Raw genomic sequence first — 19315 nt, 5'->3', positions numbered from 1 at the left:
CGCTCCGTTCGGCTCGACGGACTGGCGCGGCAGACAGTAGCCGGTGATCACCCCGGGTCCAACGAAGCCGACGGGCACGCACAGTGACGCCCCGCCCGTGACCACAGGTCACCGGCGGGGCGTCACGTCAGTCCGGGATCCGACGAACCACCCGTTCGGAGGGCAGCTGTCGTCGCGTCAGATGCGGACGCCGAACTGGAAGGTGCCCATGTAGTCCATCGACTCGTAGCGGACGTAGGCGCCCGGCTTCGGGGCGTGCAGGATGGTGTTGTTGCCCGCGTACAGGCCCACGTGCGACAGGCCGTTGAAGAAGACCAGGTCGCCCGGCTTGAGCTGGCTGCGGCCGATCTTCACGCCGTCGTTCTGCTGGGTGTAGGTGGTGCGGGTGATCGAGACGTTGGCCTGGCGGTAGGCCCACTGCGTCAGACCGGAGCAGTCGTAGGAGCTGGGGCCGGTGGCTCCGCGGGCGTACGGCTTGCCGATCTGGGTGGCGGCCGCGTTGAGGGCGGCGGCGCCGCGCTGCGAGGCGGGCACCTCGTTGCCGAGGTCGACGCGGTCGCCGGCGGCGCGGCTGGCGCGCTGCTCGTCCTGCTGCATCTTGGCGCGCTCGGCGGCGGTCAGCGTGTTGAGCAGCTTGCGGGCCTCGGCCAGCTTGGCCGTGGACTTCTTCTTCTTCTCGTCGAGCGTCTTGCGGACGTCCTCGAGGTCGGCCAGCTTGGTCGAGGCCTCGGTGCGCTGCTGGGCCAGCGTGCGCTGCTTGGCCTGGATCGACTGCAGCACGTCGGCCTGCTTGGCGCCGAGCTGGTCGATCGCGGACGCCTTGTCGAGGTAGGTGTCCGGGTCCGCGGAGAGGAAGAGCTGGAGCGCCGGGTCGATGCCGCCGGAGCGGTACTGGGCGCTGGCGACCGAACCGATCTGGTCGCGCAGGGTGTTGAGGTCCTGCTGACCACGGGCGACCTTGTCCTGGAGGGCGTCGATCTCCTTGTGGAGCTTCTCGCGACGCTCCTCGGCCAGGTTGGCCTGCTCCGTGGCCTCTTCGGCCTCGTGGTAGAGCTTGTCGACCTTGGACTTGACCTCGTCGATCTTCGGCTTGGCGGGAGCCGCGGAGGCTCCGGTCTGGGCGGAGATCGCGACGGCGAGGCCGGCGGTCGCGGTGAGCACGGTCACACGGGTGCGGCTCGGCTGCTTGGGACGACGGTGGGACGCCACGAAGGCGAGCTCCTTCTTCCTTCAGCCGCCGACCGGATGAACGGCAGGCGGGCCCTCCGCTGCCATCCCGGATGGATGATCAACCGCGCGAAGGTTCGAGCCCCGACCCTAGTGACCATCTTGTGATCAGTTCAAATCCCGATAGGCAAAATCTCGCTCGCGCGACAAAGTATTCACACGCATCACACGGGCAGTAATGGTCACTTGACCCTGCGCCGATCAGAAAACGGACATCGGGCCCAGGTGTTGGCGATCCGTCACGAGAGGCGCGAAAGCCTCTTCAGCAGCAAGGCGGACGCGACCGGCCGCGCACCGGACTTGGCGACCCCGTCGGCGACCTCGCGGTCGGTGGAGACCACCACCACCGGACGGCCCGGCGGCTCGGCCCGCACCAGCTGACGGATCAACTCGTCCGCGGTGACACCGGGCTTGGAGAACAGCACGCGCACCCCGCGCGGCGGGGCGAGCAGCACCGGCGCGGCGAGCTCCGCCCCGTCGAAGACACAGGTGATCTCGGCGCCCGAGCGGGCCGCGAGGGCGGACAGGCCGCCCAGCAGCCGCAGCCGCTGCTTCTCCAGCGGCATCGTCGGATAGCCGGTCTTGGTGACGTTGTAGCCGTCCACCACCAGGTGCGCCTGGGGCAGTTCGAGCAGCTGGTCCAGGAGCGCCGGGTCGGTCTCGGACAAGGCGCGTGCCGCGATGTCCTTCGGTGACATCCGGCCCGGCTCGACCGCGTCCACGGTGTCCGCGGGGTGCATCGAGACCGGGGGCAGGGCCAGTTCGCGGCGCAGCCCCTGGGCCGCGTCGAGCACGGTGTCCAGGAGCAGCCGCAGCCGCATGTCCTCCACCGAGCGTCCCTCGCGGGCTGCGCGGCGGCTGGCCTCCAGGGCCGCCTCCACCTCGCCGAGCCGGGCCTTGAGCCGCCGGCTCTCGCTCTCGGCGGCGGAGACCTGGGCGGCGGCCTCGGCCCTGGCGGCGTCGGTCTCGGCCTGGACGCGCCGCAGCGCGGCCTCGCCGCGCTTCACGTCGCTCTGGGCGCTGCGCAGCTTGCGGTGAAGCGATTCCGCTTCCTTGCGGGCCGCCTCCAGCTCGTGGCGCAGCTGCTCGGTCTCGGTCCGGGTGCGCTCGCGGGCGCTCGCGACCTCCTCGCGCAGCCGCTCCAGTTCGCGCCGGCCGGCCTCGTCGGCGCGCTCGGCGTCGGCGCGCTCGGCCTCCTCGCCGGCGGCGGCGACCAGCTTGCCCCAGCCGGCCGGGCGCAGCACGTAGGCGGCCGCGGCCACGTCGACGGGGTCGGCGGCGGCGGGCGGGGCGCCGGACTCGACGGCACCCGCCAGCTCGGGCTGGGACTCCTTGAACCGCTCGCCGATCCGCTGCCGGAAGAGCGGGTCGCTCTCCAGGGCGGCCGCCATCGCGTTCCCGGCGAACTTGGCCCGGCGGGAGGCGGTGAAGCGGGCGTACTGGCGCAGCGGGCCGGGGAGCTCGGCGACGGTCAGCCCGCCGAAGGCGTCCGCGACCAGCGCGACCACCTTGCGCCGTACGAGCTCGGGCAGCGGGCGGTCGAGCGCCTCGGCGGCGTCGTCCGCCGAGCCCGTCGGTTCTTCACCGTGCGCGGGCTGCTCCACGATCCGTCACCCCACTTCCCTGTCGTCGTCGCCCTCGCGGGCCGCTTCTCAGGAAGCGGAACCCGGCCTGTCCACCAATTCGATCTGGTCCACCGCGTTGCACCAGCGGCACCGGACCGACTCGATGGTCTCACTGACCACCTCGCGCTCCTCGACCTTGGGCTCTCCGGCGAGGTCCAGATGGACGTACTCGACGACCTTGGAGGACCGCGTGACGTCGAAGCGGGTCAGGTTGCCGCAGAGCGTGCAACGCCAGCGGGTCTCCGGGGTCGGCAGGGGAACCGTCGTCATCGTGCCGCCTCTTTCTGGGCTTTCCCTGGAATTCCGGGGTTGTACGGGACCGCGGTGCGCCGTCGGACTGCGGAAGTCTGCCCGTAACCCTACGGCCTCCCGGGTACCCCGCGTCACGGCGAGGCACTCTGTCCAGTTCGACCCCGGTACGCCATGATCTGTCCATGATCGACTGGCGGGGCACGGCCCGCGGCACGTGGCAGGGGGCCCGGAACGGGCCGACCGTGACGTACGGCCTGATCGCGCTGTGCGTGCTCCTCTTCGCCCTCAGTCCGGTGTCGGGGCTCAACCCCGGGTACGGCACCGGCGACCGGCTGCTCGCGGCGCAGAGCGCCTACTTCGAGCGCTGGGGAGTGATCCCGGCCGAACTCATGGCCGGGCGGCCGCGCGCCCTGCTCACCCCGCTGACCGCGCTGTTCGTGCACGGCAGCTGGCTGCACCTGCTGGGGAACATGCTGTTCCTGTACGTCTTCGGCGCGATGGCCGAGGAGCGGATGGGGCCGGTCTCGTTCGCCCTCTTCTATCTGGGCTGCGGCTATCTGGCCCTGCTGGGCTACGCGGCCGCGCACGCCGACAGCGAGCAGACCCTGGTGGGGGCGTCGGGGGCGATCTCGGGGGTGCTCGGGGCCTTCCTCTACCTCTTCCCGCGCTCCCGGGTGACCAGCCTCTTCCCCTTCCTCTTCTTCCTGCCGCTGCGTTTCCCCGCCTGGATCGTGCTGATCTTCTGGTTCGCGCTCCAGTGGCTGGCGGCGCGTTCGGCCGGGGCGGGGCCGGGGGTGGCGTACCTGGCGCACGTGGTCGGCTTCGCCCTCGGCTTCCTCTACGCGTGGGGCCGGTACAGGGGTGGCGTTAAAGTGAAGCCACCAGCCGCGGCCACCGAGGGAGAAAGCCAGCCGTGATCACCGCGATCGTGCTCATCAAGACCAGCGTGGACCGGATCCCCGAGATCGCCGAGTCGATCGCCGCGATCGACAGCGTCAGCGAGGTCTTCTCGGTGACCGGGACGTACGACCTGATCGCCATGGTCCGGGTGCCGCGCCACGACGACCTCGCCGATGTCATCCCCGGCAGGATCAGCAAGATCCCCGGCGTCGAGGGCACCGACACCCACGTCGCCTTCCGCGCCTACTCCCAGAACGACCTGGACGCGGCCTTCGCCATCGGCCTGGAGTCCTGAGACCGCGCGCGCACGAGTGAAGCCGGCCTCTCCCCCGCGGGAGGCCGGCTTCGTCGTGTTCACCCGTACGGGGGAGGCAGCTCAGCCGCGGTCGGGCACGCAGCGGCCGTCCTCGGTGCGGTACTTCCACTGGGCGCCCTCGCGCACCAGCTGCTTCACCGCGCCGACGAACCGCTCCACGTGCTCGTCCGGGGTGCCCGCGCCGAAGCTCACCCGGATGGCGTTGAGGGACCGCTCGCCGGGCGCAGCCTCGGGGGCGCCGCACTCGCCCGGGTCCTGCGGGTCGCTGCCGAGCAGGGTGCGCACCAGCGGGTGGGCGCAGAACAGGCCGTCGCGGACGCCGATGCCGTACTCGGCGGAGAGCGCCGCGGCGAAGTGGGAGCTGTTCCAGCCGTCCACGACGAAGGAGATGACGCCCACCCGGGGAGCGTCGTCGCCGAAGAGCGAGAGCACCCGCACCTCGGGCACCTCGGCCAGGCCCTCGCGGACCTTCGCGATCAGGTACTGCTCACGGGCGACGAGCCGGTCGAAGCCGGCCTCGGTGAGCGCCTTGCAGGCGGAGGCGATGGAGTAGACACCGATGACGTTGGGCGAACCGGCCTCGTGCCGGGCCGCGGTGGTGTGCCACTCCACGTCCACACCACCGTCGGCCCGGCGGGCCACCTTGCGGGAGGCGCCGCCGCCCGCGAGGTAGGGCTCGGAGTCCTGCAGCCAGTCGGCGCGGCCGGCCAGCACGCCGGAGCCGAAGGGGGCGTACAGCTTGTGCCCGGAGAAGGCGACCCAGTCGACGTCCAGCTCCTGCACGGAGACCGGGTGGTGGGGCGCGAGCTGGGCAGCGTCCAGGACGATCCGCGCGCCGTGGGCGTGCGCGGCGGCGGCCAGCTCCTTCACCGGCCACAGCTCGCCGGTGACGTTGGAGGCGCCGGTCACGCAGACCAGGGCGGGACCGTAGGGGTCGCGGTCGGCGAGGGCCCGCTCCAGGGTCTCGACGGCCTGGCGCGGGGTGCGCGGCGCGTTGAGGTAGGTGACCCGGGCGTCGCGCCAGGGCAGCAGCGAGGCGTGGTGCTCGGTCTCGAAGACGAAGACCTGGCAGTCGGCGGGGAGCACCTGGGCGAGGAGGTTGAGCGAGTCGGTGGTGGAGCGGGTGAAGACGACCTGGTCGCCGGGGCGGCAGTCGAGGAACTCGGCGACGGTGGCGCGGCTGTTCTCGAAGAGGTCGGTGGAGAGCTGGGAGAGGTAGCCGGCGCCGCGGTGGACGCTGCCGTAGTAGGGGGCATACGCGGCGACGTCGTCCCACACCCGCTGCAGGGCCGGGGCGCTGGCGGCGTAGTCGAGCGCCGCGTAGCCGGCCTCGCCGCCGGTGACCAGCGGGACGGTGACGTCCCGGCCGAGCACCGGCAGCGGGGCGGTGCAGCAGGGCTCGGCGCACTCGTCGGAGGCGGCGGAAGCGGTGGCGGTGGCGGCGTTCGGGCATGCGGACATGACGGTATCTCCCGGCAGAAAAGGGGCGCGAAAAGGCGTGAAAGAGCCCGCAGGGCAGCGCGAAGAGGGGTGCCGCGTACGGGTGTTCGGTGAAGAAGGGGGCCGACGGCCCTAACGCATTCGCTTGCTCACGAGACACTGCTCCCTAGAGGACCAAGGACCCCAGGGTTGTGCGCAGGGGTCCGCGCTTGCCGCAGGCTTCTGCTCGTACGGCCTGGTCTTCACCCGGGGCACCCCGCCACGGACGGAGGGTTGCCGGACAGCGAGCCGGGGCTTTTTCGCTGTCACTCATGACCTGTCACAGAACCTATGCCAGTCGATCACGACGACGCAACCCCGTTCCGGCATTCGGAACGGGGCTGCGGGGAGGTCGGCCGGGGCGCGTGCCGTGGCTAGGCGTTGCTGGCCGCGATCCAGCGCTCCAGGGCCCGGCGGGCCGCGCCGGAGTCGATGGACTCGGCCGCGCGGGCGATGCCCGCGCGCAGCTGCTCCGCCAGGGTGCCCTCGCCGGGCGCGAGGGCGGTGAGCGCGGCCGCCGAGTTCAGCAGCACCGCGTCCCGCACCGGACCGGTCTCGCCGGCCAGCAGGCGGCGGGCCACGTCGGCGTTGTACGAGGCGTCGGCGCCGCGCAGGGCCTCCACCGGGACGATGTCGATGCCGACGTCCCGCGGGTCGAAGGACTCCTCGCGGACGGTGCCGTCCCGGACGATCCACACCCGCGAGGTCGCGGTGGTGGTCAGCTCGTCCAGTCCGTCGTCCCCGCGGAAGACCAGCGCCGAGGAGCCGCGCTCGGCGAGCACTCCGGCGACGATCGGGGCCATCCGGGCGTCGGCCACGCCGGTCGCCTGGGCCCGGACCCGGGCGGGGTTGGTGAGCGGTCCCAGGAAGTTGAAGACCGTGCGGATGCCCAGCTCCTTGCGGGCCTTCGCCACGTGGCGCAGCGCCGGGTGGAACTTCACGGCGAAGCAGAAGGTGATGCCGGCCTCGTCGGCGACCTCGGCCACCCGCCTCGGGGTCAGCTCCAGGTTGACGCCGAGCTTCTCCAGGACGTCCGAGGCGCCGCTGGCGCTGGAGGCGGCCCGGTTGCCGTGCTTGACGACCTTGGCGCCCGTGCCGGCCACCACGATCGCGGACATGGTGGAGATGTTGACGGTCTTGGCGCCGTCGCCGCCGGTGCCGACGATGTCGACGGACGGGCCGGGCACCTCGATCGTGTTGGCGTGCTCGTACATGGTCCGGACGAGGCCGGTGATCTCCTCGACGGTCTCGCCCTTGGCGCGCAGGGCGACGACGAAGCCGGCGATCTGCGCGTCGGTGGCCTCACCGCGCAGGATGCGGTCCATCGCCCAGGCGGTGTCCTCCGCGCTCTGGTCGCGGCCGCTCAGCAGACCGTCCAGGACGGCGGGCCAGGAGCGGCCCGCCGAGTCGAGTCCTCCAGCGGGGGTCGCAGCGCTCATGGCAGCTCCTGGTGATCATCGAAGTGGATACCGTCCCACCCTATCGATCCGCGGGGGACGGCAAAGAGCCCCGTCCATCGAATGGACGGGGCTCTCGCCGTGGCGACCTGTTCAGGAGGTCAGAAGATCAGTGGTGGCCGTGGCCGCTCGTGATCTCCCTGTACTCCTCGGCGGTGGGCTTGGCGACCTGGTTGTCCGCGCCGTAGTAGCCCTTGTTGAGCTTGACCCGGAGCTTCTCCAGACGCCCGATCTTGCGCTCCACGCCGTTCTCGTCGACGGCCGGCGGCAGGGCCGCGGGCTCGTACTGCTCGTGCGCCGTGAGCTTGTGCAGCTCACCCTGGCTGAGCGGCTGGTGGATCTCGACGAACTCACCGTGCGGCAGGCGCTTGATGATGCCGGACTCGCGTCCGTGCAGCACCTTGTCCTTGTCCCGGCGCTGGAGGCCGAGGCAGATCCGCTTGGTGACGATGAACGCGATGACCGGTCCGGCGAAGAAGAAGATCCGGACGAACCAGGTGATCGAGTTGATCGACAGGTGGAAGTGCGTGGCCCAGAGGTCGTTGCCGCCACCGACGAGCATGATCATGTACGCGGTGATCCAGGCGACACCGAAGGCGGTGCGCGTCGGAGCGTTGCGCGGGCGCTGCGCGATGTGGTGCTCGCGCTTGTCGCCCGTGATCCAGGACTCGATGAACGGGTAGACCGCGATCGCGCCGAGCACCGCCGGGAAGATCGCCAGCGGGATCATCACGCCGAGGACCAGCGTGTGGCCCCACAGGTTGATCTCCCAGCCCGGCATGACACGGATCAGACCCTCGGCGAAGCCCATGTACCAGTCGGGCTGGGCGCCGGTGGACACCTGGTCCGGGCGGTACGGGCCGAGGGCCCAGATCGGGTTGATCGAGGCGATCGCCGCGATGACCGCGATGACGCCGAAGACCAGGAAGAAGAAGCCTCCGGCCTTCGCCATGTACACCGGCAGCAGCGGCATGCCGACGACGTTCTTGTTCGTGCGGCCGGGGCCCTCGAAGTGCGTGTGCTTGTGGACGAACACCAGGATGAGGTGCGCGACCACGAGGCCCAGCATGATGCCGGGCAGCAGCAGCACGTGCGCCGAGTAGAACCGGGCGACGAAGTCGCCGCCGGGGAACTCCCCGCCGAACAGGAACATCGACAGGTAGGTGCCGACGATCGGGACGGACAGGATCGCGCCCTGCATGAAGCGGACACCGGTGCCGGAGAGCAGGTCGTCCGGGAGCGAGTAACCGGTGAAGCCGGTGAACATGCCCAGGAAGAACAGCAGGAAGCCGAACAGCCAGTTGATCTCACGCGGCTTGCGGAACGCACCGGTGAAGAACACGCGCATCATGTGCACGAACATGCCGGCGAGGAAGATCAGCGCCGCCCAGTGGTGGATCTGCCGGATGAGCAGACCACCGCGCACCTCGAAGGAGATGTGCATGGTCGAGTTGAACGCCTCGGACATCAGCTGTCCCTGGAGCGGGACGTACGGTCCGACGTACTCCACCTCGTTCATCGACGGGTGGAAGAACATCGTCAGATAGACGCCCGTCAGGATGATGATGAGGAAGCTGTAGAGGCAGATCTCGCCCAGCATGAAGGACCAGTGGTCCGGGAAGATCTTCCGCATGTTGGCCTTGGCGAGGGTGTAGATCCCCAGCCGGCCGTCTGCCCAGTCGGCGATGCGCTCGCCGGCGGGTGCCTTCGTATTGGTCACAGTGCTCATCCGCGCTCCCAGAAGGCGGGACCGACGGGCTCATCGAAGTCGCCGTGCGCCTCCAGGAAGCCCTTGTCGTTCACGCCGATCCGCAGCTGCGGAAGGGCGTGGCCGGCCGGGCCGAAGATGACACGGGCGCCGTCGGACAGGTCGAAGGTGGACTGGTGGCACGGGCAGAGCACGTGGTGCGTCTGCTGCTCGTACAGGGAGATCGGGCAGCCGACGTGGGTGCAGATCTTCGAGAAGGCGACGATTCCCTCGTGCGACCACTCGAGCTCGCGCTTGTCCTTGATGTCCTCCGGCTGGATCCGGACGATCATCAGGGCGGCCTTGGCGATCTCGGTCTGGAAGTGCTCGTCGTGCTCCGAGAGGCCCTCGGGCATCGCGAAGGTCAGCGAACCGACCGCGACGTCCTCGGGACGCAGCGGCTCGTGCGTGTTCATGTTGACGAGCAGCTTGCCCTTGGCCCACAGGGTGGAGCGGAGCTTCTTCTCGGGCAGCGGGCCCATGTCGCGCAGCAGGACGATGCCGGAGAGCGGGACCATGGCCAGCGCGCCGAACAGCGTGTTGCGGATCAGCTTGCGGCGGCCGAAGCCGGACTCGGCGGCACCGGCCGCGAAGTCCGCCATGACCTTGGCCTTCACCTCGGGCGTGGCCGCCATCGGGTGACGCTCGTCGGCGACCTCGACGTCGGACATCAGGGTGCGGGCCCAGTGGACCGCGCCCGCGCCGATGAAGAACAGGGCCGCACCGAGGGTCAGACCCAGGGAGAAGTTGAGCGCGGACACCCGGCCGAAGGGCCAGATGTACACGATCTTGTCCACCGGGAAGATCACGTACGAGGCGATGAAGCCGATCGTGGCCAGCATCGACAGCGTGAACATGAAGGCGACCGCACGCTCGGACCGCTTGGCGGCCCGCTCGTCGATGTCCTGGATGCGCGGCTTGTGGGGCGGGAGGCCCGGGTCGGCGAACGGGTCGTCGGCGACCTTCACCGCGCCGTGCGCGGTGTCCTGCTCGGACGGCAGGTTCTCTTCTGGATTCTCTTGGGTACTCATGACTTCTTGGCCTTAGCGGTGTGGGCCGCGACCCAGATGGCAACTGCGATCAGCGCGCCCAGACCGAAGATCCACGCGAACAGACCCTCGCTGACGGGGCCGAGGCCACCCAGCTTGAGACCACCCGGGTTGTCGGCCTTGTCGCTGTTGACGGCCTGGACGTAGGCGATGATGTCCTTCTTCTGCTTCTCCGGCATGGTCGTGTCGGGGAAGGAGGGCATGTTCTGCGGGCCGGTCTGCATGGCCTCGTAGAGGTGCTTCGGGCTGACGCCTTCGAGGCTCGGGGCGTACTTGCCGTAGGTCAGCGCGCCACCCTCACCGGTGAAGTTGTGGCACTGGGCGCAGTTGGAGCGGAACAGCTCGCCACCCTTGGCGATGTCGGCGCCGTCCGGGCTGTACTGGCCTTCGGTCGGGACGATCGGGCCGGCACCGAGGGAGGCGACGTACGCCGCGAGCTGATCGATCTCAGCCTGCGTGTAGATGACCTTCTTCTTCGGGACCTGGGCGCCCGGCTGCTGGGCCGGCATACGGCCCGTGCCGACCTGGAAGTCCACGGCCGCCGAGCCCACGCCGACCAGGGAGGGGCCGTCGGAGGTGCCCTGACCGCCGGTCCCGTGGCAGCTGGCGCAGCCGACGGCGTAGAGCTTCTTGCCCTCCTCGATGGCGAGGGACTGGGCGGTTTCATCGGCCTTCGCCGTGCCCGCGGGCGCGAACGCGGCGTACAGCCCCCCAGTTGCCGCCAGCGCGAGGAGTAGGACGACGACCGCCGCCAGCGGATGGCGTCGTCGTGCGGAGAGCTTTTTCACGGATTACCCCGGTGTCAGGATCTTCTGCGTCGATCTTGCTGGATGTGTGGCCCGCCGGGAGCGGCGGAGCCCGATTACTTGATCAAGTAGATCGTGGCGAAGAGGCCGATCCAGACGACATCGACGAAGTGCCAGTAGTAGGACACGACGATGGCGGCGGTTGCCTGCTCGTGGGTGAACCTCTTGGCGGCGTACGTCCGGCCGAGGACCAGCAGGAAGGCGATGAGACCGCCCGTCACGTGCAGGCCGTGGAAGCCGGTGGTCAGGTAGAACACCGTGCCGTACGGGTCCGAGGACAGCGAGAGGCCGTCCTCCTTGACCAGCTCGGTGTACTCGAAGACCTGGCCGCCGATGAAGATCGCGCCCATCACGAACGTGATGATGAACCACGACCGGAGCTTCTTCACGTCGCCCCGCTCGGCGGCGAAGACGCCGAGCTGACAGGTGAGTGAGGAGAGCACCAGGATCGTGGTGTTCGTCGCGGAGAACGGGAGGTTCAAGGCCGAGGCCTTTTCCGTCCAGAACTCGGCGCCCATCACGGATCGCAGGGTGAAGTACATCGCGAAGAGGGCCGCGAAGAACATCAGCTCGGAGCTCAACCAGATGATGGTTCCGACGCTGGTGAGGTTCGGTCGATTGACCGACGGGTGCGCGTGCCCGGTTTCTACTGTCGTTACTGTCGCCACGACCGACATTATGTCGGTCGCTTATCCCGCCCTCACTCCGGGGGGTGCCGTTCGGAGTGTCCGGGGGGCGTGTCCTGCCCGAACGGCCCATCGGAAGCGGGTTCCGGCACCCTTCGAACAGGTGTTGAACGGGTGTTGACGGGGTGTGGACCGGAGTAGCATCCGCGCAACGACCGACCACCTTCACGGAGGAACGATGCAGTCGAGCGCCACGGTCCTGGTCTACAGCGACGACGCGAACACCCGCGCGCAGGTCCGCCTGGCGGCGGGGCGCAGGCCCGCGGCCGATGTTCCCCCGGTCGAGTTCGTCGAGTGCGCGACGCTGCCCGCCGTGTTGACGGCCCTGGACCAGGGCGGCATCGACGTGTGCGTGCTGGACGGCGAGGCGGTGCCGGCGGGCGGCATGGGCGTATGCCGGCAGATCAAGGACGAGGTCTTCCGGTGCCCTCCGGTCCTGCTGCTGATCGGCCGGCCGCAGGACGCCTGGCTGGCCACCTGGAGCCGTGCGGACGCCGCGGTCACCCTTCCGGTGGAACCGGTCGAGTTCGCGGCGTCCCTGGCGTCCCTGCTGCGTTCGCGGCTCTCCCTCGACGCCTGAGGGCCTACAGCGAGGGCCTGAGCCGGGCCTTGGCGTCCTCGGTGGCGGTCGGGTTCGAGGAGTCCGCCACCAGGGCGCTGCCCTTGCGCCACTTGTCCCAGTCCAGGTTCCAGTCGCCGAAGCCGTTGCCGAAGGTGTCCATCATCTCGCCCTCGCTGTTGACGACACGGACGATGTCACCCGGACGGACGTTCTCGTAGAACCATGCGGCGTTCCCGGTCGACATGCCGACGCAGCCGTGGCTGACGTTCTCGACGCCCTGGGAGCCGACCGACCACGGGGCGGCGTGCACGTACTCGCCGCTCCAGGTGACCCGGGTGGCGTAGTAGACGGGCAGGTCGTACGAGTCGGAGCTGCCCTCCGAGATGCCGATGCTGGTGCCCCGCATCCGGACGTAGTACTCCTTGCCGAGCACCACTTTGATCCCGTTACGGGTGGAGAAGCCCGGTTTCCCGGTGGTCACCGGAATGGTGTTGATCACTTCTCCGTTGCGCCGCACCGTCATGTAGTGCGAGTCGGCGTCCGCGACGGCCTCGATCCGGTCGCCGATGGTGAGCTTCAGCGGCTTGGAGTCGCCGCCGTAGAGCTTGTCGCCGACCTTGAGGCCCGCCAGGTTGCCCGTGACGGTGACGACGGCACCCGTGGGCCAGTACTCCTTCGGACGGAAGTGCAGCTTCTTGTCGTCCACCCAGTACCAGGAGCCCTCCACGGAGGGCGTGGAGCGGACCTTGAGGGCGCGTTCCACGATCGCGCGGGCCGCCTTGTCCTTGACCGGGAGACTGAGCTCGGCGGTGATCGGCTGGCCGACGCCGTACGTGCCCGCCTCCGGGCCGAAGGCGGCGGTGAGGGCCCGTTTGGCCGGAGCCGTCTCGAAAGTGAACGTACGGGCTCCAGGAGCGCCGTCCTCGTCCTCCGTGGCCACCTGGACGGTGTAGCGGGCGCCGGCCGCCAGAGCGGCCGTGGAGCGCCATCTGCGCCCGTCCGCCGTGAGCTCGCCGGCCAGGTGGTGGCCCGACTCGTCCAGGGCGGTGACGTCGTTGATCCGGCCGTCGTCGCCCTTGACCGTGATCTCCAGCGGCTTCTCGGGGTCGGCCTTCTTCCCCTCGGCCGGCGGGTTGAAGGCGATCTCGTCCGCCGCGTCGTAGGGCTTCGCCGACAGCGGATGGTTTCCGGAGCCCGCGCACGCGGTGGCGCCCGCGGTGACGGTGAGGGCCAGAAGAGTGCAGCTCAGAACAGTCCGAATGCGCGGCGTGTCGTTCATGACTTCACGTTAAGAACGATCCTCCGCCCCGGCGCGCCGAGCATGGCAAACGAGGGGCCCGGCCGCTTCGTCGGACGAAGTGACCGGGCCCCTCGGGGTGTTACGGGGTACTGCGGGTGCTACTGGTTCTGGTTCTCACCGCGGTAGAACTCGAAGACCCAGCCGAAGATGCCGACCAGGATCAGCGGAGCGGAGAAGTACAGCAGCCACCAGCCCATCGCGATGGCGAGGAAGGCGAGCGCACCGCCGATGGCCAGCGAGAGCGGCTGCCAGCTGTGGGGGGCGAAGAAGCCCACCTCGCCGGCCTCGTCCGAGACGTCGGCCTCCTTCTCGTCCTGCGCCATGGCGTCGACCCGCCGGGCCGTGAAGGCCAGGTAGTAGCCGATCATGATGCAGAGACCGAAGGCCAGGAACAGCGCCGTCGTGCCGACCGGCTCCTTCGACCACACGCCATAGAGGATCGCCATGGCGAGGACGAAGACGCTCAGCCAGATGAACATCTTGCCCTGGATCTTCACTTGCCGGTCTCCTTGCCGCCGGTGAGCGCCGCCACCTCGTGACCCTTGTTCTCGAGCTGGTCGAGAGCAGCGATCTCAGGGTGGTGCAGGTCGAACGCCGGGGATTCGGAACGGATCCGCGGCAGGGTGAGGAAGTTGTGCCGCGGCGGCGGGCAGGAGGTCGCCCACTCGAGCGAACGGCCGTAGCCCCACGGGTCGTCGACCTCGATCTTCTTGCCGTACTTGGCGGTCTTCCACACGTTGTAGAAGAACGGCAGCATCGACAGGCCGAGGAGGAAGGACGAGATCGTGGAGATCGTGTTCAGCGCGGTGAAGCCGTCGGCGTCGAGGTAGTCCGCGTAACGACGCGGCATGCCCTCGGCGCCCAGCCAGTGCTGGACCAGGAAGGTGCCGTGGAAGCCCACGAACAGCGTCCAGAAGGTCATCTTGCCGAGCCGCTCGTCCAGCATCTTGCCGGTGAACTTCGGCCACCAGAAGTGGAAGCCGGAGAACATCGCGAAGACCACGGTGCCGAAGATGACGTAGTGGAAGTGCGCGACGACGAAGTACGAGTCGGAGACGTGGAAGTCCATCGGCGGCGAGGCCAGGATGACGCCGGTCAGACCACCGAAGGTGAAGGTGATCAGGAAGCCGACGGCCCAGAGCATCGGGGTCTCGAAGGACAGCGAGCCCTTCCACATCGTTCCGATCCAGTTGAAGAACTTCACGCCGGTCGGAACGGCGATGAGGAACGTCATGAAGGAGAAGAACGGGAGGAGCACGCCACCGGTGACGTACATGTGGTGGGCCCACACGGTCACGGAGAGACCGGCGATCGCGATGGTCGCGGCGACCAGACCGATGTAGCCGAACATCGGCTTGCGGCTGAAGACCGGGATGACCTCGGAGATGATGCCGAAGAAGGGCAAGGCGATGATGTACACCTCTGGGTGTCCGAAGAACCAGAAGAGGTGCTGCCAGAGCAGTGCGCCGCCGTTGGCCGCGTCGAAGACGTGGGCACCGAACTTGCGGTCCGCCTCCAGGGCGAACAGCGCGGCCGCCAGGACCGGGAAGGCGAGCAGGACCAGGACACCGGTCAGCAGCACGTTCCAGGTGAAGATCGGCATGCGGAACATCGTCATGCCCGGAGCGCGCATGCAGATGATCGTGGTGATGAAGTTGACCGAGCCGAGGATGGTGCCGAAGCCGGAGAAGGCCAGACCCATGATCCACATGTCGGCGCCGACGCCCGGCGAGCGGACCGCGTCCGACAGCGGGGAGTAGGCGAACCAGCCGAAGTCCGCCGCACCCTGCGGGGTGAGGAAGCCGGCGACGGCGATGATCGAGCCGAAGAGGTACAGCCAGTACGCGAACATGTTCAGCCGCGGGAACGCCACGTCGGGCGCGCCGATCTGCAGCGGCATGATCCAGTTCGCGAAGCCCGCGAAGAGCGGGGTGGCGAACATCAGCAGCATGATCGTGCCATGCATGGTGAACGCCTGGTTGAACTGCTCGTTCGACATGATCTGCGTGCCCGGACGGGCAAGCTCGGCGCGCATGAAGAGCGCCATCAGACCGCCGATGATGAAGAACACGAACGACGTCACCAGGTACATGGTGCCGATCGTCTTGTGGTCGGTGGTGGTAAGCCACTTCACCACGATGTTGCCGGGCTGCTTGCGGCGGACCGGGAGCTCGTTCTCGTACGAGTCCTCAGCCGCGGCTGCCCCGTGGGGTTCGTTGAGGATGCTCACAGCTTGTTCGTCTCCGCATTCCTGGCCGGGTCCGTCTGCTCAATGCCCGACGGGATGTAGCCGGTCTGCCCCTTCTCCGCCAGCTCCTTCAGGTGCTGCTGGTAGCGCTCCGGGGAGACCACCTTGACGTTGAAGAGCATCCGGGAGTGGTCGACACCGCACAGCTCGGCGCACTTGCCGAGGAACGTGCCCTCCTGGGTCGGGGTGACCTCGAAGGCGTTGGTGTGACCGGGGATGACGTCCTGCTTCATGAGGAAGGGGACGACCCAGAAGGAGTGGATGACGTCGCGGGAGGTCAGGACGAACCGGACCTTCTCGCCCTTGGGCAGCCACAGGGTCGGGCCCGGGTTACCGGTCTGCGGGTTCCGGGTACCGGGGATGCCGGCGTCGTAGACGCCGCCCGCGTTCGCGGGGAACGCGTCCTTGTACTTGTCCGGAATGGCCGCGAGGTTCTTGTCCGTCTTGGCGTCGCCCTTCACACCGGGCACGTCCTCGACGTAGTTGAAGCCCCAGCTCCACTGGTAGCCGACCACGTTCACGGTGTGGGCCGGCTTCGGGGAGAGCTCGAGGAGCTTCGACTCGTCGCGTGCGGTGAAGTAGAAGAGCACCGAGACGATGATGAGCGGGGTGACCGTGTACAGCGCCTCGATGGGCATGTTGTACCGGGTCTGCGGAGGTACCTCCACCTTGGTGCGGCTGCGCCGGTGGAAGATGGTCGCCCACAGGATCAGGCCCCACACCAGCACGCCCGTGATGAGCGCTGCCGCCCACGAGCCCTGCCAGAGGGAGAGGATCCGAGGCGCCTCTTCCGTCACCGGGGTGGGCATGCCAAGGCGGGGGAAGTCTTCCCAGTTGTACGAGCAGCCGGTGGCTGTCGCCAGGATCAGGCCCGCAGTCAGCACCTGCGGCAGCTTCCGCCGCATCGGGCGCCGCGACGAGCGGTCGGAGCCGTTGGGACTCACGTAGCGCCTTCCCGAGAGTCTCGGCCCGCGTTGGTCGGCCACGGCCGTCCGTCTCGCTGGTCGGTCGCCGCCCCGGCCGCGGGCAGGGGTTTGGATGTTTATGCGGACCAAACCCTACTGGACGCTATTTGGGGTCGCGCGGGGAGGGTGCCCAACGCGCCGTCCGAGTCCCCGAAGGGGTGGACTCCTTCGTTCCGGAGGCGGGTTCCGCAGGGCCGATCGGCGGTGCGGGCGGGGCATCTGACGGGGACTCGGGCGGCGGGGTTAGCGTGGGCGGATGCCGTACTTCGACACCGCTTCCGCCGCCCCGCTGCACCCCGTCGCACGCCAGGCGCTGCTTGCCTCCCTGGACGAGGGGTGGGCCGATCCGGCCCGGCTGCACCGGGAGGGGCGGCGGGCCCGGATGCTGCTGGACGCGGCGCGGGAGGCCGCGGCGGAGGCGGTGGGGTGCCGTCCGGACGAGCTGGTCTTCACTCCTTCGGGGACGCGCGCGGTTCACGCGGGAATCTCCGGGGCGCTCGCCGGGCGTCGGCGTGTCGGGGACCGCCTGGTGGTCTCGGCGGTCGAGCACTCCTGCGTGCTGCACGCGGGAGAGGCCCACGCGGCGGCCGGCGGCTCGATGGCCGAGGTGCCGGTGGGCCGCTCGGGCGCGGTGGACCCGGAGGTCTTCGCGGCGGCGCTCGCCCCGGGTACGGCGCTGGCCTGTCTGCAGTCCGCCAACCACGAGGTGGGCACCGAGCAGCCGGTGGCCGAGGTCGCGGAGGCCTGCCGGGCGGCCGGGGTCCCGCTGCTCGTGGACGCGGCCCAGTCGCTGGGCTGGGGGCCGGTCCCGCAGGGCTGGTCGCTGCTGGCGGCGAGCGCGCACAAGTGGGGCGGCCCGGCGGGGGTCGGGCTGCTCGCCGTGCGCAAGGGGGTCAGGTTCGCCCCGCAGGGTCCGGCCGACGAGCGGGAGTCGGGACGGGCGCCCGGCTTCGAGAACCTGCCGGCGATCGTGGCCGCGGCGGCCTCGCTGCGGGCGGTGCGGGCGGAGGCGGCGGCCGAGGCGGCGCGGCTGCGGGCCCTGGTGGACCGGATCCGGGCCCGGGTGCCGGAGCTGGTGCCGGACGTGGAGGTGGTGGGCGATCCGGTGCGGCGGCTGCCGCATCTGGTCACCTTCTCCTGTCTCTATGTCGACGGGGAGACGCTGCTGCACGAGCTGGACCGCGAGGGTTTCTCCGTTTCGTCCGGTTCCTCGTGTACGAGTTCCACGCTGACGCCCAGCCATGTGCTGCGGGCGATGGGGGTGCTGAGCGAGGGCAACGTCCGGATCTCGCTCCCCTCGGGCACCTCGGAGGAGGACGTGGACCGGTTCCTGGCGGTGCTGCCGGGCGTGGTCGCCTCCGTGCGGGACCGGCTCGGGGCCCCGGAGTCCCCGGCTGCGGCCCCCGGCGCGGCCGGCACGCTGGTGGTCGACGCCCTCGGCAAGCGCTGCCCGATCCCGGTGATCGAGCTGGCGAAGGTCTTCGGCTCGGTCCCGGTGGGCGGCACGGTGACCGTCCTGTCGGACGACGAGGCGGCCCGGCTGGACATCCCGGCCTGGTGCGAGATGCGCGGGCAGGAGTACGTGGGCGAGGAGCCCTCGCCGAAGGGCGGCACGGCGTACGTGGTGCGGCGGGTGTCCTGAGGACGCCGGAGCCCCGGTCCGCGCCGTGCGAGGGGCGGGCCGGGGCTCCGGGGGGCTTTTTCAGGACAACCTTCAGGCGAGGTGCGCCTTGACCTCCGCCGCGGCCTCGTCGCCGTAGGCCTTGGCGAAGCGGTCCATGAAGTTGGTGCGGCGCAGGGTGTACTCCTGGGTGCCCAGGGTCTCGATCACCAGGGTGGCGAGCATGCACCCGACCTGGGCGGCGCGCTCCAGGCCGACGCCCCAGGCCAGGCCGGTGAGGAAGCCGGCGCGGAAGGCGTCGCCGACACCGGTCGGGTCGACCTTGGCGTCCTCCTCCGGGCAGCCGACCTCGATGGCCGGCTCGCCGACGCGCTCGATGCGCACGCCGCGGGAGCCGAGGGTGGTGACCCGGTGGCCGACGCGCTCCAGGATCTCCTGCTCGGTCCAGCCGGTCTTGTTCTCGATGAGGCCCTTCTCGTACTCGTTGGAGAACAGGTAGGTGGCCCCGTCGAGGAGGGTGCGGATCTCCTCGCCGTCCATGCGCGCGATCTGCTGCGAGAAGTCGGCCGCGAAGGGGATCTCGCGAGTCCGGCACTCCTCCGTGTGGCGCAGCATCGCCTCGGGGTCGTCGGCACCGATCAGGACCAGGTCGAGGCCGCCCACGCGGTCGGCGACGGCCTTCAGCTCGATCAGCCGGGCCTCGCTCATGGCGCCGGTGTAGAAGGAGCCGATCTGGTTGTGGTCCTTGTCCGTGGTGCACACGAAGCGGGCCGTGTGCAGGACCTCGGAGATGCGCACCGAGCCGGTGTCGACGCCGTGCCGGTCGAGCCAGGCGCGGTACTCGTCGAAGTCGTACCCGGCGGCGCCGACGAGGACCGGGTTGCCGCCGAGCTGGCCCATGCCGAAGCAGATGTTGGGGCCGACGCCGCCGCGCCGGATGTCGAGGTTGTCGACCAGGAAGGACAACGAGACCGTGTGGAGCTGGTCCGCCACGAGCTGGTCGGCGAACCGGCCCGGGAAGGTCATGAGGTGGTCGGTGGCGATGGAGCCGGTGACTGCGATACGCACGGCTGGA

18 protein-coding genes and 1 riboswitch are annotated in these 19315 nt (G+C 69.6%); of the genes, 4 read left to right on the top strand and 14 right to left on the bottom strand.

The window, feature by feature from the left end:
* Positions 1–177 precede the first annotated feature (177 nt).
* The 3 genes from ABD981_RS29155 to ABD981_RS29145 all read right to left on the bottom strand — a co-directional run bounded on the left by ABD981_RS29155 (position 178) and on the right by ABD981_RS29145 (position 3122).
* Positions 178–1209, bottom strand: coding sequence for a C40 family peptidase (locus tag ABD981_RS29155; protein WP_046908954.1), 1032 nt, complete (start codon positions 1207–1209; stop codon positions 178–180).
* Between the two features lie 257 nt (positions 1210–1466).
* Positions 1467–2831 (bottom strand): NYN domain-containing protein, encoded by a 1365-nt coding sequence (locus ABD981_RS29150; protein ID WP_046908953.1) that lies wholly within the window; start codon positions 2829–2831, stop codon positions 1467–1469.
* 48 nt (positions 2832–2879) lie between these two features.
* Complete coding sequence (locus ABD981_RS29145; RefSeq protein ID WP_046908952.1) at positions 2880–3122, bottom strand: hypothetical protein; 243 nt, start codon at positions 3120–3122, stop codon at positions 2880–2882.
* 164 nt (positions 3123–3286) lie between these two features.
* Here ABD981_RS29145 and ABD981_RS29140 point away from each other — a divergent pair, with 164 nt between their 5' ends.
* Together ABD981_RS29140 and ABD981_RS29135 are read left to right on the top strand one after the other, a co-directional pair.
* Entirely contained in the window at positions 3287–4021 is a 735-nt protein-coding gene (locus ABD981_RS29140; RefSeq protein ID WP_046908951.1) for a rhomboid family intramembrane serine protease, read from the top strand.
* Positions 4018–4299: an Lrp/AsnC family transcriptional regulator gene (locus tag ABD981_RS29135; protein WP_046908950.1), complete on the top strand. Its 282-nt coding sequence runs from the start codon at positions 4018–4020 to the stop codon at positions 4297–4299. Before ABD981_RS29140 ends, ABD981_RS29135 begins: the two co-directional genes overlap by 4 nt.
* 81 nt (positions 4300–4380) lie before the next feature.
* Here the strand turns inward: ABD981_RS29135 and ABD981_RS29130 are convergent, their stop codons facing one another.
* From ABD981_RS29130 to ctaE, 6 genes are all read right to left on the bottom strand, one after another.
* Positions 4381–5781: an aminotransferase class V-fold PLP-dependent enzyme gene (locus tag ABD981_RS29130; RefSeq protein ID WP_205628204.1), complete on the bottom strand. Its 1401-nt coding sequence runs from the start codon at positions 5779–5781 to the stop codon at positions 4381–4383.
* 179 nt (positions 5782–5960) lie between these two features.
* A riboswitch (SAM riboswitch) is annotated at positions 5961–6077 on the bottom strand.
* Between the two features lie 96 nt (positions 6078–6173).
* Positions 6174–7238: an anthranilate phosphoribosyltransferase gene (gene trpD, locus ABD981_RS29125; protein ID WP_046908949.1), complete on the bottom strand. Its 1065-nt coding sequence runs from the start codon at positions 7236–7238 to the stop codon at positions 6174–6176.
* A 127-nt stretch (positions 7239–7365) separates the two neighbouring features.
* Positions 7366–8985 (bottom strand): cytochrome bc1 complex cytochrome b subunit, encoded by a 1620-nt coding sequence (gene qcrB, locus ABD981_RS29120; protein ID WP_046908948.1) that lies wholly within the window; start codon positions 8983–8985, stop codon positions 7366–7368.
* Positions 8982–10034: a cytochrome bc1 complex Rieske iron-sulfur subunit gene (qcrA, locus tag ABD981_RS29115; protein WP_046908947.1), complete on the bottom strand. Its 1053-nt coding sequence runs from the start codon at positions 10032–10034 to the stop codon at positions 8982–8984. The genes qcrB and qcrA overlap by 4 nt, the downstream gene beginning before the upstream one ends.
* A complete protein-coding gene (gene qcrC / locus ABD981_RS29110) occupies positions 10031–10840 on the bottom strand; it encodes a cytochrome bc1 complex diheme cytochrome c subunit (protein ID WP_046908946.1) in 810 nt (269 codons plus the stop codon). Before qcrC ends, qcrA begins: the two co-directional genes overlap by 4 nt.
* Positions 10841–10914: 74 nt before the next feature.
* The gene (gene ctaE / locus ABD981_RS29105; protein ID WP_046908945.1) at positions 10915–11535 is read right to left on the bottom strand and encodes an aa3-type cytochrome oxidase subunit III; all 621 of its coding nucleotides are present in this window, start codon (positions 11533–11535) and stop codon (positions 10915–10917) included.
* Between the two features lie 187 nt (positions 11536–11722).
* On the opposite strand from ctaE, the gene ABD981_RS29100 reads away from it, so the two are divergent.
* The gene (locus ABD981_RS29100) at positions 11723–12124 is read left to right on the top strand and encodes a DNA-binding transcriptional response regulator (RefSeq protein WP_046908944.1); all 402 of its coding nucleotides are present in this window, start codon (positions 11723–11725) and stop codon (positions 12122–12124) included.
* Positions 12125–12128: 4 nt separating this feature from the next.
* On the opposite strand, the gene ABD981_RS29095 is transcribed toward ABD981_RS29100, so the two are convergent.
* The 4 genes from ABD981_RS29095 to ctaC form a co-directional block, all read right to left on the bottom strand.
* The gene (locus tag ABD981_RS29095) at positions 12129–13385 is read right to left on the bottom strand and encodes a L,D-transpeptidase (protein WP_046908943.1); all 1257 of its coding nucleotides are present in this window, start codon (positions 13383–13385) and stop codon (positions 12129–12131) included.
* Positions 13386–13504: 119 nt separating this feature from the next.
* A complete protein-coding gene (locus ABD981_RS29090) occupies positions 13505–13903 on the bottom strand; it encodes a cytochrome c oxidase subunit 4 (RefSeq protein ID WP_046908942.1) in 399 nt (132 codons plus the stop codon).
* Entirely contained in the window at positions 13900–15636 is a 1737-nt protein-coding gene (gene ctaD, locus ABD981_RS29085) for an aa3-type cytochrome oxidase subunit I (protein ID WP_046908941.1), read from the bottom strand. Before ctaD ends, ABD981_RS29090 begins: the two co-directional genes overlap by 4 nt.
* Entirely contained in the window at positions 15633–16598 is a 966-nt protein-coding gene (gene ctaC / locus ABD981_RS29080; protein WP_046908940.1) for an aa3-type cytochrome oxidase subunit II, read from the bottom strand. Before ctaC ends, ctaD begins: the two co-directional genes overlap by 4 nt.
* Before the next feature lie 277 nt (positions 16599–16875).
* Here ctaC and ABD981_RS29075 point away from each other — a divergent pair, with 277 nt between their 5' ends.
* The gene (locus tag ABD981_RS29075; RefSeq protein WP_046908939.1) at positions 16876–18261 is read left to right on the top strand and encodes a cysteine desulfurase/sulfurtransferase TusA family protein; all 1386 of its coding nucleotides are present in this window, start codon (positions 16876–16878) and stop codon (positions 18259–18261) included.
* Positions 18262–18333: 72 nt separating this feature from the next.
* On the opposite strand, the gene ABD981_RS29070 is transcribed toward ABD981_RS29075, so the two are convergent.
* The gene (locus ABD981_RS29070) at positions 18334–19308 is read right to left on the bottom strand and encodes a carbohydrate kinase family protein (RefSeq protein WP_046908938.1); all 975 of its coding nucleotides are present in this window, start codon (positions 19306–19308) and stop codon (positions 18334–18336) included.
* Between the last annotated feature and the right edge of the window lie 7 nt (positions 19309–19315).

This window comes from Streptomyces showdoensis, assembly GCF_039535475.1.
Taxonomy (GTDB): domain Bacteria; phylum Actinomycetota; class Actinomycetes; order Streptomycetales; family Streptomycetaceae; genus Streptomyces; species Streptomyces showdoensis.
Note: the sequence above shows the minus strand (reverse complement) of the source record. Positions and strands in the feature narration are given on the sequence as shown.